The 16027-nt window shown below is 50.7% G+C and carries 22 protein-coding genes; all 22 read left to right on the forward strand.

Annotated elements, in window-relative coordinates:
- Positions 1–132 precede the first annotated feature (132 nt).
- The 22 genes from A7P96_RS05030 to A7P96_RS05130 all read left to right on the forward strand — a co-directional run bounded on the left by A7P96_RS05030 (position 133) and on the right by A7P96_RS05130 (position 16018).
- Positions 133–825, forward strand: a complete 693-nt coding sequence (locus A7P96_RS05030) for an HNH endonuclease (protein ID WP_197476448.1) — start codon at positions 133–135, stop codon at positions 823–825.
- Complete coding sequence (locus A7P96_RS05035) at positions 825–1715, forward strand: hypothetical protein (protein ID WP_067525245.1); 891 nt, start codon at positions 825–827, stop codon at positions 1713–1715. Before A7P96_RS05030 ends, A7P96_RS05035 begins: the two co-directional genes overlap by 1 nt.
- Positions 1715–2530: an ATP-binding protein gene (locus A7P96_RS05040; RefSeq protein ID WP_067525247.1), complete on the forward strand. Its 816-nt coding sequence runs from the start codon at positions 1715–1717 to the stop codon at positions 2528–2530. The genes A7P96_RS05035 and A7P96_RS05040 overlap by 1 nt, the downstream gene beginning before the upstream one ends.
- Positions 2523–2723, forward strand: coding sequence for a hypothetical protein (locus tag A7P96_RS10695; RefSeq protein ID WP_156496272.1), 201 nt, complete (start codon positions 2523–2525; stop codon positions 2721–2723). Before A7P96_RS05040 ends, A7P96_RS10695 begins: the two co-directional genes overlap by 8 nt.
- Positions 2710–2943, forward strand: coding sequence for a hypothetical protein (locus A7P96_RS05045; RefSeq protein ID WP_067525248.1), 234 nt, complete (start codon positions 2710–2712; stop codon positions 2941–2943). The genes A7P96_RS10695 and A7P96_RS05045 overlap by 14 nt, the downstream gene beginning before the upstream one ends.
- Positions 2930–3484 (forward strand): recombination protein NinG, encoded by a 555-nt coding sequence (locus A7P96_RS05050; RefSeq protein ID WP_067525250.1) that lies wholly within the window; start codon positions 2930–2932, stop codon positions 3482–3484. Before A7P96_RS05045 ends, A7P96_RS05050 begins: the two co-directional genes overlap by 14 nt.
- Positions 3481–3900 carry a recombination protein NinB gene (locus tag A7P96_RS05055; protein WP_067525252.1) on the forward strand — a complete coding sequence of 140 codons (420 nt, stop codon included), beginning with the start codon at positions 3481–3483 and terminating at the stop codon, positions 3898–3900. Before A7P96_RS05050 ends, A7P96_RS05055 begins: the two co-directional genes overlap by 4 nt.
- Positions 3901–4057: 157 nt before the next feature.
- A complete protein-coding gene (locus A7P96_RS05060; RefSeq protein ID WP_067525254.1) occupies positions 4058–4465 on the forward strand; it encodes a hypothetical protein in 408 nt (135 codons plus the stop codon).
- Positions 4466–4516: 51 nt separating this feature from the next.
- Positions 4517–5545: a hypothetical protein gene (locus A7P96_RS05065; protein ID WP_156496274.1), complete on the forward strand. Its 1029-nt coding sequence runs from the start codon at positions 4517–4519 to the stop codon at positions 5543–5545.
- Between the two features lie 260 nt (positions 5546–5805).
- The gene (locus A7P96_RS05070; protein ID WP_067525258.1) at positions 5806–6621 is read left to right on the forward strand and encodes a KilA-N domain-containing protein; all 816 of its coding nucleotides are present in this window, start codon (positions 5806–5808) and stop codon (positions 6619–6621) included.
- Positions 6622–6954: 333 nt separating this feature from the next.
- On the forward strand, positions 6955–7971 hold the full coding sequence (locus tag A7P96_RS05075) for a hypothetical protein (RefSeq protein WP_067525259.1): 1017 nt from the start codon (positions 6955–6957) through the stop codon (positions 7969–7971).
- Positions 7972–8037: 66 nt separating this feature from the next.
- Positions 8038–8502 (forward strand): hypothetical protein, encoded by a 465-nt coding sequence (locus tag A7P96_RS05080; protein WP_067525261.1) that lies wholly within the window; start codon positions 8038–8040, stop codon positions 8500–8502.
- On the forward strand, positions 8471–8929 hold the full coding sequence (locus A7P96_RS05085; protein ID WP_082887913.1) for a helix-turn-helix domain-containing protein: 459 nt from the start codon (positions 8471–8473) through the stop codon (positions 8927–8929). Before A7P96_RS05080 ends, A7P96_RS05085 begins: the two co-directional genes overlap by 32 nt.
- On the forward strand, positions 8919–9368 hold the full coding sequence (locus A7P96_RS05090; protein ID WP_067525265.1) for a hypothetical protein: 450 nt from the start codon (positions 8919–8921) through the stop codon (positions 9366–9368). Before A7P96_RS05085 ends, A7P96_RS05090 begins: the two co-directional genes overlap by 11 nt.
- A 290-nt stretch (positions 9369–9658) precedes the next feature.
- A complete protein-coding gene (locus tag A7P96_RS05095; protein ID WP_067525267.1) occupies positions 9659–10054 on the forward strand; it encodes a hypothetical protein in 396 nt (131 codons plus the stop codon).
- The gene (locus A7P96_RS05100) at positions 10038–11255 is read left to right on the forward strand and encodes a PBSX family phage terminase large subunit (protein WP_067525269.1); all 1218 of its coding nucleotides are present in this window, start codon (positions 10038–10040) and stop codon (positions 11253–11255) included. Before A7P96_RS05095 ends, A7P96_RS05100 begins: the two co-directional genes overlap by 17 nt.
- A 1-nt stretch (position 11256) precedes the next feature.
- On the forward strand, positions 11257–12522 hold the full coding sequence (locus A7P96_RS05105; protein WP_067525270.1) for a DUF1073 domain-containing protein: 1266 nt from the start codon (positions 11257–11259) through the stop codon (positions 12520–12522).
- Positions 12506–13336 carry a minor capsid protein gene (locus tag A7P96_RS05110; protein WP_067525272.1) on the forward strand — a complete coding sequence of 277 codons (831 nt, stop codon included), beginning with the start codon at positions 12506–12508 and terminating at the stop codon, positions 13334–13336. The genes A7P96_RS05105 and A7P96_RS05110 overlap by 17 nt, the downstream gene beginning before the upstream one ends.
- On the forward strand, positions 13305–14348 hold the full coding sequence (locus A7P96_RS05115; protein WP_067525273.1) for a DUF2213 domain-containing protein: 1044 nt from the start codon (positions 13305–13307) through the stop codon (positions 14346–14348). Before A7P96_RS05110 ends, A7P96_RS05115 begins: the two co-directional genes overlap by 32 nt.
- Before the next feature lie 18 nt (positions 14349–14366).
- Positions 14367–14774 carry a hypothetical protein gene (locus A7P96_RS05120; protein ID WP_197476449.1) on the forward strand — a complete coding sequence of 136 codons (408 nt, stop codon included), beginning with the start codon at positions 14367–14369 and terminating at the stop codon, positions 14772–14774.
- A 16-nt stretch (positions 14775–14790) separates the two neighbouring features.
- On the forward strand, positions 14791–15750 hold the full coding sequence (locus tag A7P96_RS05125) for a DUF2184 domain-containing protein (RefSeq protein WP_067525277.1): 960 nt from the start codon (positions 14791–14793) through the stop codon (positions 15748–15750).
- A gap of 58 nt (positions 15751–15808) precedes the next feature.
- On the forward strand, positions 15809–16018 hold the full coding sequence (locus tag A7P96_RS05130) for a hypothetical protein (RefSeq protein WP_067525279.1): 210 nt from the start codon (positions 15809–15811) through the stop codon (positions 16016–16018).
- Positions 16019–16027 lie beyond the last annotated feature (9 nt).

Raw genomic sequence — 16027 nt, forward strand, 5'->3', positions numbered from 1 at the left:
GCAATGGTGTTAGGGAGAGCTACAAATCGGAGTAGATTATGACAAACAAGACGACACAAAGCAAGCGCAAATCGATAACAAAAAAACTTAGGTTTGAAGTTTTAAAGCGAGATTCCTTTACTTGTCAGTATTGTGGCAGCTGCACCTGATGTGGTGTTGGAAATAGACCATATTAATCCGGTCAGCAATGGTGGCGATAACGACATCATGAATCTGATTACTTTGTGCCGGGACTGCAATCAGGGTAAGAAGCATCGGACGCTGGACGATCACGCTGTGATTCAAAAGCAGAAAGCCATGCTGGATGAACTGAACCAGCGGCGTGAGCAGTTGGAAATGCTGATGAAATGGCGTGAGGAATTGCAAGATATTGATAGCCAATGCATTGAGGCAGTGGCAACAAGAATCAATGAGTTTATTTCCCCAGCCGCAGTAAACGACCAAGGTAAAAGAACCATTAAGCGATGGCTGAAAAAGTATTCGCTTAATGCTGTGTTAGATTCGATAGATAAGGTAGCTGAACGCTTTTCCTCTGCAAAAATGCCTGATTCGGCAGATGATTTTTTCAACTATATCCCGAGAAACCTTGCCTATCAAAGCGTGCCGGAAGATATGCGCCAACTGCTATACATCCGAGGAATTATGCGGAATCGGTTTCATTATGTGAATGAAAAAATGGCACTGGTTTTGATGAAGAACGCGGTTAATGAGGGGGTACGGATGGACTGGCTGAAAGAGCTGGCACTATCGACCAAAAATTGGACTGAGTGGCGGGCGGCTATCGAAAGCGAAACCCAAGCATTCATTGATATGTGGAATCTATGATGAGCAAACTGTTAATCAACGAATCCCCGTTGCAGGTGCTGCCTACTTTGGCTATCCGCATCGGGCTGAACGAAGCCATATTCTTACAGCAGCTTCACTACTTTTTGAGCATGAGCAAGCATGAGAAAGACGGGCAGCGCTGGATATACAACTCGTCTGCCGACTGGCAGGCCATTTTCCCGTTTTGGTCTGCCCCGACCATCCGCCGGGTTATTGCCAGCTTGGAAGAGCAGAAACTGATTATTACCACCACTCAATACAACCAGTCCGGCTTTGATAAGCGGCGCTGGTTCGCCATTGATTATTTCGCGCTGGAAACGGTTGAGCAATCGATTGCTCAAAATGAGCAATCGACGAATCAAAATGAGCAATCATCGCGTCAAAATGAGCAATCGACGAATCAAAATGAGCAATCTTATAAGGAACAAGAGATTTCAGCAAAAGACTTACAGCAAGAGATTACAGCAAGAGATATACACGCATCCGCTGTCGCAGATGCGCCTGTGCCTGCCGAACTTGAACCGCTAAAACCTGACAAACCGAAAAAACGCCAACCGTCTGCCGCCCGTATCGAACCGGAGGCTTACCGGGTACTTGGGGAACACGGCATAGACGGCCAGCTTGCCCAAGACTACATCGCCCTGCGCAAATCCCACCGTGCCCCGATAACCCAAACCGCGCTGAAGGGCATCGAGCGTGAGGCCAACAACGCGGGCTTGTCGCTGGAGCAGGTATTGACGATTTGCTGTGAACGGGGCTGGCGCGGCTTCCGTGCCGAATGGCTGCATGCCAACCGTGGCAGCAATGCCCCTAACCCCAAGCCCAACCGCATCAACACCGTGCCGCAGCACAGCAACGGCGGCGCCCACCTAGCCAAGGATATTTTGTGATGGAAACCGAAACCCTGCACAGCATCGGCGACCTTGTACGCGAAAAACTGCCCGACCTGTTTACCCCCGTCAGCACCAGCCAGAAAACCTGTGCCAAACACGGCATCGAGTACACCGAGGAGGTGTACACCCGCTTCACTCGCGGCTGCCCTGAATGTGCCAAAGAAGCCGAAGCGGAACGCCAGCAGAAACAGGCTGAAGAGCGGGCGGAACAATACCGCCAATGGCATCTGCAGCAAATTGAGAAACGCATTGGCGATTCCCGCATTCCGAAGCGGTTTTGCGACAAAACCATCTCCGGCTACCGTGCCGACAACGAGCAGCAGCGCTACATCGTGGAGCGTTTCAAAGCCTACGCCAAAGAGTTCAGTAGTGGCGAACATTCCGGCCGCTGCCTGACTTTGCTGGGCAATGCTGGTACGGGCAAAACCCATCTGGCCTGCGCCATCGGGCGGCATGTTATCCGCAACTGCAATGGTTTTGCCCGTTTTACCAGCGTGGCTGAAATCAACCGCATCGTGCGCGAATCCAAGAGCTACGACAGCGAAATAAGCGAGAGCGAGGTTATCGAGGCCTTCGGCGGCTACGACCTGCTGATTATCGACGAGGTGGGCGTGCAGAGCGGCACGGAGGCCGAGAGCCGCGCCCTGTTCGACGTGTTCAACGAACGCTATCAGAACATGAAACCCACCATCCTGATTTCCAACCTCGACCCTGAAGGCTTCAAAGCGGCGGTGGGCGACCGCATCGCCGACCGCGTGAAAGAGGATGGCGGGGAAGTGTTGATATTCGACTGGGAGAGCAGCCGTGGATAACTGCCCCTGCTGCCCGCCTACCGGCCCTGTGCTGAACTTCCGCTGCCCGGAATGCTGTGCCGAACAAATCCGCCGCTGCCGGCCAAACAGGAAGCTGCAGGAGAAGATGTTGCACCAGCTGACTGCCATGTCCGGTGCGCCGACCCGTGAAGAGATTTTGGAGAAAGTGAGGAAACAACATGGAATCGATTGATGAATTTTTACAACGTTACGAGCAGCACAGATGGCTGTATATCCTGACTTCGCCCGTGGTGCTGTTGATTGGCTTTGTGCTGTTGCTGATATTCGCGGCTTTGGCCGGGGCTTGGCTGTTCGTATCGGAATGCTGGCGCGAATACCGGGGCTACATCACATCATACCCGCAACGCTACCGGACGGTTTGGCGCGGGAGGAAGCGGGATGGCCAAGCGTAAATGCAAGGTGTGCGGCACGGTGTTTGAGAAGCAGAGGATGGGGCAGCTTGTCTGTTCCATAACCTGCGGCATTGAGTATCGGCGCGAGCAGAAGCGCAAGGCGGCTATCAAGGCAGAGCGCGAAGCCAAGCGCAAGGAGCGGGCGAGAACCAAGGCACTGCGGCACAGGCTGGAGACGATACCGGAGCTGACCAAGAAGGCACAACAGGCGTTTAACCGCTACATCCGGCTGCGGGACAGGGGCAGGCCTTGCATCAGCTGCGGCACACCGTGGAAGGACAACTTCCAAGCCTGCCACTATGTGCCGGCGGGCAGGAGCGGCAAGCTGCGGTTTGACGAGGCCAATGTGCATGGCGGCTGTGTGCGCTGCAACCTGTACGAGAGCGGCAATATCCGGGGCTACCGGCAGGGCTTGATTGAACGCATCGGGCAGGCGCGGGTGGAGGAGCTGGATGCCGACCATGAAGTGCGGAAGTGGACGAAAGAGGAGCTGCGCGAACTGGCGGCGGAGTACCGCAGGAAGGCGAGGGAAATCGAATGAGCCAAAAGTTTGAGCGGGTGCTAGACAAGAAAAACAAGCGGGATGTGATGAAGCTGGCGTATGAGATGGCGGGAACGCTATTGCAGTCGCATGAAAAGGTCATTGTGGAAGTGCGGGAGCGGAAACGTTCGGATGCGCAAAATGCCAAGCTGCACGCGATGCTGGGGGATATTGCGAAACAGAAAACCTTTAATGGCCAAAAACTCTCAATCGAGCAATGGAAGATGATTTTTGTCTCCGGGCACCGGATTGCCACCGGCGGCACGGCTGAAATGGCGATTGGCTTGGAGGGCGAAGTCATCAACTTACGGGAGAGTACGGCGCGGATGGGGGTGCGGCGTACGGCGAGTTTGATTGAGTATATCCAGGCGTGGGCGGCGGGCAACGGGGTGGAGTTTGGCGGAAGGGAGGGGTGAATGCCGCAAACCTACAAAGACCCGACCTTTGATGAAGTAGCCCGCCGTGAAGCCCAGCGGCAACGCAAGGCAAAAATCCGGGCAAGCCGCTGGTACCGGGTAATGAAACGCCGCCGTATCAAGAAACTACTATCCAAACAGATGAACAGGAAATAGTATGAACAATTTAGAGCTGATGATTGATTACGCCCAAGCCTTCGAGCGCCGTTATCGTGATGTTCGCGCCCGCTCGCATTGTTTGAGCATCGAACACCGCTACCAAGGCGAGCCGAAGCCGCAACAACAGCAAGAGAGCAAAACCGTATATCCATACGGCGAAGATGCCTTCTGGCTTGGACTAACAGCATGGGGCAAAGTTCCGCAGGCCATGCAAAAGATGATTAAGGTCTCGTTCGGCATGGGCGCAAAATCTCAAGCTGACTATGAAGAGCGGCTACAGCAGGCATTTGCTATCCACGGGGAAAGAGTAGTCCACACCCAAACAGATAAAGGGCTAATGTACTGGCTGGAGGAAATCCGCAAGCTGGCAGGGGAAGATTTCGAGCTGTTGTTTGAACAGTTGTAATGGTTTTGTTAAGATTTAGTAATATTCCCAACTGCACAAGAGAGCTAAAAGATGATGCGTTTAATTAAAGTGCTGGCAGGGGACTTCCCAAAAGCTCCTGCTGCTTATAATGATTCATTTATTGTTTTCAACAGGAAAACAAAGATTTATCTAATCGATATTGAATCATATAGCGAAGAAAGCGGCGGCGTAATTGAAATCCACCTGTTTGATGGTAGGCGGTTGCTGATAGAGCAAAATGAAGCATTTATCAAAACATTGCGTACCGCGTTATTTGACGAACCGCAAGATTTGGAAGTCCGTAGGCAGAACTGGATACAGCGCCAAACATTAGCTAGTGTGGGAACTAAACAACAAAAAGGCGTGAAAATCAAACAAAATACTCCTGAAAACGGCGTGGGAACTAAACAAAAAATCCCAGTTAAAAAGGTGCTTTGGATACTTTTTGCCGTCTGTGTGTTTTTCTCACTTGGCAGGGGTTGTGATGGCGGTAGCTCGTCTGGTGGAGGCAGTCAAGCCAGTCAATCGTCTACTGTCTCTCCAGAATCCAAAATTGCTGCTGGTATTTTGGATTTCAAATACACGCAAAAAGACTACCCGAAACTTTATCAACGTTGGGGTAAGGCAGGCGTTGCGAAAATCAACGAACTACTGCCACAGGCTGCTTTACTTGTGGCCAATGAATCCACTTGCGACAGGGTGGAAATCGTAGAGGTTTCTGACAGCAAGAGTAAGCCGCGCAGTCAGATTGTATTCTTCGCCGATTGCGCCAACGGCAAGCGTTTCTATGTTTCCGAGGCTGATATTAAAGGCCAAGCATCTGTTACGGCTGTGCAGGATAAGCAGGTTGATGAAGCCGCTGCTATCAACCTATGCGATGCTGCTATTAAGCGGCAATTAGCAAACCCATCCACGTTTAGCGGGCATATTCTTGATACAGGAACATCTATCGGGGCGACAGGGAATATTGTTGTTACCCGTGGCTTTACTGCAAAAAATAATGCTGGCATGGAAATAGAGTACCGCGCACGTTGCGTTATTACCGATACGGATGTAGAAGTCAGTATGGCGATGAAGTAACCAATAATCAAAGCCCCTTGCATTTGCAGGGGGTTTTGTTTATGATGCAGTCTCCTACTTCAAAAGCTGTACCCGACCAGTTGTCGGTATTTTTGTATCTATACCAAATCCCCAACAGTCTGCTGATTGCTCTCTCCTTCAACAGATTTTCAAGTTTACGGGGGTGCGGGTATCGGCAACGACCCGGCGCATCTTTTGAGCGTAGGACACCCCCACCTATTCAGGTGGCCTTTAATCCCTAAATCAAAAGGAGTTCAGAAATGAACGCTCAAATCTCTGTGGCCAATGTCTCTGTCCGTCAGTTCAACGGGCTTTATTCCATCAACGATTTACACCGCGCTGCTGGCAAAGAACGTAAGCATGAGCCGCATGCTTGGCTTCGTAGTCAGCAAGCTATTGAACTTATTAAAGAATTAGAGAAAACACAAAACTGTGTTATCCAGTCAAAACAAGGGCTTGGCACATTCGTTTGCAAAGAGCTGGTGGTTCACTACGGCATGTGGATCTCCCCCGCCTTCTCGCTGAAGGTTATCCGTGCGTTTCTCGATACGCAGGAAGATGTTTCAGGTAGCCCCAAGCTCGAAACCCAAACCACGATAGACGAACGGCGCGGCTTAGTGGATGCGGTCAAGCTGCTGGTCGCCCGCTGCGGTATCGATTATTCGGCAGCCTACCGCATGGTGCATCAACGCTTCGGTGTGGCGCATATCGACCAAATCGCCGCGCCGCTGCTGCCCTCTGCGGTGGCCTACGTTCACAGCTTGATGTTGCATAACGGTATTAGCGGCGAAGTGTTGGACAGGCTGCCTGCCACGCTGCCCAATCTCGAACCGATGCTGTTCCATACGCTGTTCTGTGCGGAGTTCATCTATCATCATGATGCGGCATTCAGGTTATTCAATCGTTCGCTGGCGGCAGGTATCAGCGACCATGCCAAAGATGTGATGCGGCTTATCCGCGCCACCGCCCGCCACTTGGGCGTAAACTTGCCCGACCATCGATATTTCGACAGCTTCCCGTGGGCGGGTGATGCGGCGGAGAAACAGCAGTATCACCGACTCTGTTTTGATATTTGATTTCAGGTAGCCCAAGCCCCTTAATCGAATCGTGGTTAAGAAATAAAAATACCATTGATTTTCTTGGGGTTTGGGAAACCATCAATAACCCAAATTTTAATTTGGTAGAATTCCACCAAATTAAAACTGAGGCAGGGATGGCCGCGCGGTTTGGTGAAGCGAGTTGGATTAATAGTAATTAGGACTGGCTGCGTTATAATGGCGTTTTAGTCCCGGGTAAGAGGTGTTAAAAAACATGGCGATAGATGAGAAAAATACGGATTTAGTCCCACCCCTGTTGCAAGTTCAAACAGAGTTATTTGTAGTGGAACGCCAAATTGGAAAGGATAAAAAATGAGCGCTATTCTTCAGACTGCTGATTTTAATGATATTTATAAGTCGATTGAAACCATTACAGATGAAAGCGATTTAAAGGCCTTATTACAAAGCCATCAAGATAGGTTGATATTGTTTATTAAGGTTGATGGTGAAGATTATCAGGCAAGCTTCCCTTCATCCTTTGCTGAAGCGTTAGTTACTATTCAAAGAAATTTTTATAAGTCTGTTGCTTATGCGCTATATGGGAAGGATGATATCCGGAAATTAACCAAGCAGGACTTGAAAGATTATGAGCTTATTTTTACAATTAAATCAGGCTCAACAGATGTAATAGTTGATAAAATAATCAACGCAGTATGTGAGTTAGCTAACAAAGTTATGGATGGAATGGACGTGAAATCAAAAGCTATTTTCATTATGGCTATGATATCGCTGATTGGTTTTTTCGTTGTTAGCTGGAAGGCTATAGGGGAGCAAGGGCAAACAGCTAGAGCTCAAATTGCACAACAGCAAGATGCAGAGCAAGAACGTACCAAACAAGAGGCAGAAAAACAACAAACAGAACGATTGAAAGCTGCATTAAACAGTCCCCGCGGCACCTTACCAACAGCAGAACAGGTGCTAGATCACACAGAGAAGACCAGCGAAGACAGCAGAATAGCCGTGCTGCATGGAGTAAAAACAGCAAATACCGTACAGCTAGGCAATCAGCAATATTCAAGTGCTGAAATTCGAGATGCTACCCAGCGCGCAGAACGTGGGCAGCTAAAGGCGGTAATTGAAACAGGCACTTATTTCATTATTATTTCTAATTTCAGAGACTCAGATATTCTCCGATTAACTCTTGTAGATAGTAATGGAAATGAAATCTCTGCCGCGTTGGATACAAAGGAAATAGATGCTGATACACAAGAATTGTTGTGGCAGGCATTTAGAAATCGTAGTCCGTTGTCTATTACTCTCAACAAAACTTATACTGGGCAGACATTTAAAGACGCCTATATCAAAGATGCCGAACCGATAAAACGATAATCCCCCAGCCCGCCCAGCGCGGGCTTTTCAGCAGCCTTCGGGCTGCTTTTTTATTGTGGCTACGATATGATGGTGGAATGTTGGATTGTGCCGCCAGCTAGTACATGGCTATTGAAGTTAAGTTTAAAGTTAATTATTATGCCGATATTGTTGTATGAAGGGGAGCGCTTTGATTGTATCCTCTCTGATTATGCAGCCAAGCAACTGGGTATGGACGGGGAAGAAGATGATTTCCCAGACAGCTTATTTGGGTTCGATACGGACGAACTTATAGCCCGTATTGTGCGTTATTGCAACGATCCGAGCGATTTGAAGTTTGAGCTGGAGTTCAATTCAGAAGGTTATCCATGGTTTGCCATCAAGACCCAACGCCCGGGCAGTCTGCGCGCCTACTTCCGCCACTTTGAAAGCGACGAACACCAAATGGTGATTACTCACTTTCACCGCAAGACAACCCCTAAACTGCTCCCATCGGATAAAAGACTGATGAAGGAGATTTATGATGAATATAGTAAAAACGGCGGCTACTAAGCCGCAAAGAAAAGGTGTTCTCAACCGCATGCTGGAGAAAAACGCCTACCGCCTGAAATTCAACCGCACTGCTCTTAATATACAGGCGGCTGATTTGTTGCGGGAAGAAATTGCCAAACAGGGCATCGTGCAGAAAGAGCTGGCTAACAAATTAAATATCTCTGCTGCCCGCTTGTCACAGATACTAAGTACCGAAGAAAAGAACCTTACCCTCGGTACAATTGCTGATATTGCTACTGCTTTAGATAAGCAATTCCAGCTTTCCTTAAAGCCTGACCCGCACATTATTCGGCTGCGGAAGAATGATACACGCTCGTTACTGGCAACGGTAGAAAAAATAAGTCTGGCCGAATCCGGCGATTGGGAAGTCGACAACCCAAAACAGTTTAAACCGGTTTCTGTCGCAGAGGTGGTATATGAATCATAATCTTTCCCTCCTACGTATTCGGTTTGAGACGCTCGAAGTGCGTGTTCATGAAGAAACCAGAACATTGAACACCTCTTCGATCCAAGAGCGCAGCACAACTGGGGTAAAGGGTTATTTGGTAAGTGCTAAAAATAAAGATAAATTTGCCTTATCTATCAGCCTGTCTTATACCGCCCATGACATAAGCAATCGAGAGCAGCCTCAAGAATTGACTGTGTTAAACGGCAAAATCTCTGCTTTCTTTGAAACTGACGCATGGACACAGGAACAAGGAGATTGGAATCAGGAAGCTGCCGAAAAGTTCCTGCAGGATGTTTTGATATATGAAGCGCAAGTGCTTTATGAAACAGCTATCCAAACCAAGCTCAAGGAACTTTTGTCTGATTTCGGTATCCGCTCCAACCTGCCACTCGGGCGCATTACTGCCGGACCAGTATAATCAAGATACCCACCAGCCCGCCCCGTGCGGGCTTTTCAGCAGCCTTCGGGCTGCTTTTGTGTTGTTAGTTAAATCTCATATACAAACAATATAAAAAACACTTGCATTTCAGTTATCAGCGGCGTATTATTCAATTGTTACCCATGCGGGGGTTTTGCCATGGGTAACAAATATAGAATCCAGCCCGAGTGCTTTAATTGCATTCGGGCTTTTTGCATTTGCTGGTGTAACTCAAGAGAAGAACAGCCGCCTTCAGACTGACGGCGCTGTCTGTGGTAAAGGTGGTTTAAATGGTAAGCAAGAAAGGAAGCGGCGGCAGGCCGAAAAAACAGCTAACTGAAGCGCAAATCGAACAAGTAGAGGCATTGGCTGCGGTATTGTCAAAGGCGCAAATTGCTGATTATTTCGGCATGTCGCAAACAACATTCATCGAAATCGAGAAAAGACAGCCTGAGGTTTCTGAAAGATATAAAAAAGGGAGAGCAAAAGCCATCGATTCAATAGCGCAAGGCTTGCTACAGCAGGCTCGCGAAGGAAATGTGGCGGCTGCAATCTTCTTTTTAAAAACACAGGCTGGATGGAGTGAAACTCAAGTGGTGGATAACGTGAGCTCTGACGGCAGCATGACCCCAACAACCATTACCCGTATTGTGATTGATCCTAAGCAGAATGAACCTGAGCATTGATACCCCGCGCTGGTCTCTTCCCTTATTGAAGCCATGCCGATACAAAGGAGTTAAAGGCGGGCGCGGTTCAGGTAAATCGCATGAACGGGCAGAAGCTTTGGTGGAGCAGGCAATCCTGCGCCCCGGCTTAAAGGTGGTATGTATCCGCGAGATTCAGAAGTCGCTTAAATTTTCAGCCAAGGCACTTATTGAAAGCAAGATACAGAAATTCGGCTTATCGCGCCTATTCGAGATAACGCGCGATGAAATCCGCACCCCGGGCGGTGGCTTGATAATTTTTCAGGGCATGCAAGACCACACCGCCGACAGTATCAAATCGTTAGAAGGTTTTGATATTGCATGGGTGGAGGAAGGGCAAAGCTTATCGCATCACAGCTTCCAACTGCTACGCCCTACTATCCGCGCCTCTGGTAGTGAGATTTGGGTAACATGGAACCCCGACCAGCCAATGGATGCGGTTGATGCTTTTTTCAATGAAGCGATTGCCAACGGCTCGGATGAAGTGTGTTTGGTTCATGTGAACTATTACGACAATCCATTCCTGTCGGATGAGCTGCGCTGTGAGATGGAGTACGACCGCAAATATAACCAGCACTCGTTCGGTCATGTATGGCTTGGGGAATACAACACCAAGAGCGAAGCACAGATTTTCCGTGGCAAGTATGAAGAGAAATCCTTCACGCCGCGCGATGATTGGGATGGTCCATATTTCGGGCTGGACTTCGGTTTCTCACAAGACCCTACGGCAGCGGTTAAATGCTGGATATATGACGGCTGTCTGTATATCGAGCAGGATTATGGCAAAATCGGCCTAGAGTTAGACGATACCGCACCCATGCTGCGGCAACACCTATCCGGCATTGAAAAATATGTGATACGCGCAGACAGCGCACGGCCTGAATCCATCAGCTACCTGAAACGCCACGGCCTGCCCCGTATTATCGGCGTGCTGAAAGGCAAAGGCAGCGTGGAAGATGGTATCGAGTTCATTAAGTCGTTTAAGCGCGTATTCATCCACCCCGATGCCACCGCTACGTTGCGGGAATTTAAACTATACAGCTACAAAACAGACCGATTAAGCGGCGATGTACTGCCGGCGGTACTGGACGAAAACAACCATTACATTGATGCGGTGCGCTATGCCCTAGAGCCATTAATGAAAAACGGCAACATAGCAAGCCGCTTTAAGGCATTAAGCTGACATGAAACAATTTCGACTAGATAACTACCAATCTGCTGTTTTGGGTAGTCGGATGGCAAAGGCGCGGGTAACTTCGGTTTCTGCGCCTTTTCTGTATGCTCAAGGTGGGATATTTGCGCGGATTGTGGATGCACCTGCTGATAAGGCGATGGCTGGCGGTTTCACAGTTGTCGGAGATGACGGCACGATTCGGGACGAGATAGATCGCCTGAAAGTGATTTCTACCGTGGCAGAAGCATTGCGCTGGGCACGGTTGTACGGCGGGGCGTGTATTGTGCCGGTGGTGGCTGATAATAAATCGTTGTCTGATCCGTTGGACTACGGCAGCTTGGATAAAATCGCCGAACTGCGCGTATATCACATCGACCAGGTATCGGTTTCAGGCAGCCTGTATTCTGACGCGACCAAACCGAACTTCGGACAGCCGGAGTTTTACCAAATCAGCACCACTGGCGGCAGCTTTATTGTGCATGAGAGCCGCTTGATTCCACTTCCTGGTGATCCGATGCCGCAGGACACTAAAACGCGCCGCATTTACTGGCAGGGGCGCGATGCAGTAACGCGCGGCTATAAAGCCGTATTGGAATGGGAGGAAGCCCGCTGCCGCACCAAGGCCATCATGGAGCGCAAGCAACAGGCGGTATTCTCGATGAAGGGGCTAGGTGAGCTGATTTCTGCCGACTTGGAAGAACAGGTGCAGCAGCGCATCAACGCCGTGGATTCGGTGCGCAATATCCTGAACACGGTGGCGGTGGATGCCGAGGACGGCTTCAACATCATCGATTTGGGGCTTGGCGGGCTGACCGACGTTATCGGCAAGTTCGAGCAGGTGGTATCGGCGGAAACCGGTATCCCGATTACGGTACTGTTCGGCGAGAGTGCCAAAGGGCTGAATGCCACCGGCGAAGGCGACCTACGCATTTATCATGAGCTGGTAGAGGCGGAACGATTACGCCGCGCCCAACCTGCGCTAGAACGCCTGATTAGCCTGATTGTGGCACAGAGCGGCATCCCGGGCGAACCGGCAGAAAACTGGCGCATCGAATGGCCGCCACTCTACACCCCGACCGCGAGAGAAGCGGCGGAAATGGAAAAGCTGGCTGCTGATACGCTGGCGGTAGAAATGGCGACCTTGGACAAGGTTGTCGGCATGGGCGCAGTCAGCGAAGGGCAGGCGCTCACATACCTGCAATCACAGCGCCTGTTCGGCTTGAGCGGCGAAGTAGGCAGCAAAGAGAAGGCAGCAGAATATGCAGCGGCAACCTAGACAGCGGAAACGGCCTCAGAAGTGGCTGTATCCGCTTTCAGTGGAGCGTGAATATGAAAAGCTGCTGCTGAAACTATGCAGCGATATGCAAGATGAGATTGAGCAGCGACTGCCGCTATTGCGCGATATTCGACAAGACGGCTTGGATGACATCCCAGCCGGTAGTGGGTGGTTTGAAAAACTGCGGCAATGGCTGCTATCGGTTGCGGGTAGTTTAACTGCATCCAAGGAAGCGGCCACCACGGCCATGAAGCTACTGCTTCGACAGGTGGATAGGTTTAACCGCCGCCAGTTCCATGCGGTTATCCGTTCGGTGTACGGCGTGGAAATCTTCACGCATGAACCGTGGCTGCTGGAACTGTTGGGCGAGTTTGAAGCGGACAATATCCGGCTTATCCAATCCATCCCCGCGCAATATTTGGAAACGCTGCATGGCAGGATTGTGGCGAAGATACGCAACGGCGGTAATCATCGGGATTTAGTGGCCTTGATACGCGACAGCTACCACCTGCCGAAAAGCAGGGCGCGGCTGATTGCTAGAGACCAGACCGGCAAGCTAAACGGGCAGCTTACCCGCTACCGACAGCAACAAATCGGCGTAGATGAATATGTTTGGCGCGGCGTGTTGGATAACCGCGAGCGTAAACATCATATTGAACGCGAAGGCAAGAAGTTCAACTGGAACAGTTCGCCAGCAGGTGGACACCCTGGCATGGATTTCCAATGCCGCTGCTACGCTGAAGCAGTATTCCCCGACTTGGAAGATTTAAAGGGAGTGGTTTATGAGCATCCGCTACGACCGAGCGCCGGTTAAAGCGACCCAAAACGAAGATGGTTTTATTTACGACACGCCTGTCCTAACCCGGACGGGCGTTTTTGTTTACCTCAATCCAGATGGTAGCGAGCGGCGCGAATATCGCCCGCCTGAAGAGGTATTCCACGTAGACAGCCTGCAAGGTTACAAAGGATTACCGATTACCAACGGCCATCCCGGATTAGTAACCAGCGCCAACGCCGCCAATCACACGATAGGCGCGGTGCTGGGCGAGGCAAGGCAAGACGGCAAGAACCTGATTGCCGATATTGTGATTCACAACCCCGCAGCGGTAAACGCGGGAAATAAAGATCTTTCAGTCGGCTATAAATTGGACTTGGACGAAACGCCGGGCATTTCGCCTGACGGCGAGCGCTACGATGCAGTACAGCGCAACATCCGCCCAAACCATTTGGCGATTGTGAAGAAGGGGCGTGCCGGGGTGGCACGTTTAAATATGGACGGCGATGCCGTTTTTAACGATAAGGACGTAACCATGTCAAAAATGCGTTTGGATAACGGCATTGAATACGATGCCGCGCCCGAAGTCATTCAGGCGTACAACAAACTAAAACAGGATGCCGCTGACAGTGAAGCCGCCAAAGCCAAAGAGCAGGCGCGTGCTGATGCTGCTGAAGCGGATTTGAAAAAGCTGCAAAGCGAACTGCCGCAAATGAAGCAGGATGCTTTAGCCACCGCCCGTTCCCGCGTGGAACTGGAAGCAGTAGCCAACACGCATCAAGTGGAATTTAACGCAGACAGCGCCGACCGCGCCATTAAAGAAGGCGTGATTAAGGCTATTCGCGGCAATAGTGTGAACTTTGACGGCAAGTCTGATGACTATGTACAGGCTGCCTACGATTTCGCGCTACAGAGCCACGCTGAAGTCCAAAAAGCGGATGCAGTTGCCAAGCAGCGACAGGATATGGCTGACAAAGGCCAGCCTGAAGTAAGCGCGGAAGCAGCGCGAGCCAAATACATCAACAGTATGAACGGTACGGAAGGGAGTTAAGTAATGTACGAAAACCAAATGAACCCCGCATTCGCGGGCATGAAGGCCGATGCTGGTTTCGACCGCGTGGAAACCTATCCCGTGGCAGCGGACGGCTTGATGTACGGTGTGGTAGTGGGGCGTGATGCCAGCGGCAAAGCGGTGGCCGGTAAGGGTGCGGCGGCAGTCGGCATTACTGTGCATTCGCATACCACGATTGAGCCGATGAAACAGGGTGATGCGGTGTCTGTGATGACCCGCGGCCTAGTATGGGCGCGTGTGGCTGACGGTAAAACCGTAGCCGGTTACGAAGCAGTTAAATTCAACGCTAAAGGCGAATTGGACAACACCGCTACTGATACGCTGGAAAACACCGTAGTGCGCTCTGTACGCGCTGCCAACGGCAAAACTCTGGCCTTGGTTGAGCTGCACGCTCCCACCGCCTAATTGAAAGGGAAAGACAATGCAGAAACATATGCACTATGACGAAGCAGAAAAACTCGCGGTATCCGCATTTGCCCAATCTGTTGGGCAATCTATGCGTGAAGACGAGAGCGTTTTCGTTGCCCGTGAGCTGGACTATGTGAAAGCCAAGGTTTACGAGAAAAAACGCCCGCCCATGCTGGGCTTGAGCCTCGTGCCGGCTGAAACCGATGCAGATGAATGGGCAGAATCCATTATTTACAAAACCTACGACACTGTAGGCATGGCGAAAGTGATTGCCAACTATGCCGATGACCTGCCGCGTGCTGACGTAGCCGGTACTGAACACACCGTACGCGTGAAAAGCATCGGTGCGAGCTACGGCTACAACGTGCAAGAGCTGAAAGCCTCTGCCGGCTTGGGTACTAACCTGCCCACCCGTAAAGGCGAAGCCGCCCGCCGTAGCATCGAAGTGAAGCTGAATCAAATCGCGATGACTGGCGATGCCGCCTACAACCTGCACGGCATGCTGACCCATCCGAACATCGGTACAACCACCCTGCCTTCTGCTAAGAAATGGGCGCAGGCTACCGGTCAAGAAATCGTGGCTGATTTGGATGCGCTGTGGAATGCCGTACGCCTGCAATCGCAAGGGGTACACACTCCCAACCGCCTGATTGTGTCATCCAGCCTGCACGCGCAACTGACTTCCAAAGTCTATGCCGAATCTTACGGTAAGACCGCTTGGGAGTTCTTCAGCGCCAAACACCCTGGCTTGCAACTGGTAGAAGCGCCAGAGTTTGAGAAAGCCGGCAGCGGTAATAAAGACCTTATTTTCATCGGCGAGTTTGCCGCTGAAAACATGGTGCATGAGCTGGTAATGCCGTTCAACCAACTGGAAGCGCAAGCCCGTAACTTGGAGCTGGTAGTGCCGTGTTATGCACGAACTGCCGGCGTGGTAGTGCATTACCCCTTGGCCTTTACCAAAGCCGAAAACTAACCCGTCAGGCTGCCTGAAATCTGCGATACGGTTTCAGGCAGCCTTTTAGGAGAACGCTATGTTTGTGAAAAACGTAAAACCTGCCGTGGTGGTACTGAACGGCCAAACTGTAATTGCCCCGTTGGAAGTAGTGGAAGTGGACGGTAAAGACAACGGCGTGAAAAGCCTGATTGAAAGCGGCCACTTGGTTGAAGCGGCTGAAGCTGAAACCCCGCAGCAGACTGAAGCTGAATCCAAGCCAGAGAAAACTTCAGGTAAAAACAAATAGGACGGTAAA

It is taken from the genome of Eikenella sp. NML03-A-027 (assembly GCF_001648395.1).
In the GTDB taxonomy this organism is placed as follows: domain Bacteria; phylum Pseudomonadota; class Gammaproteobacteria; order Burkholderiales; family Neisseriaceae; genus Eikenella; species Eikenella exigua.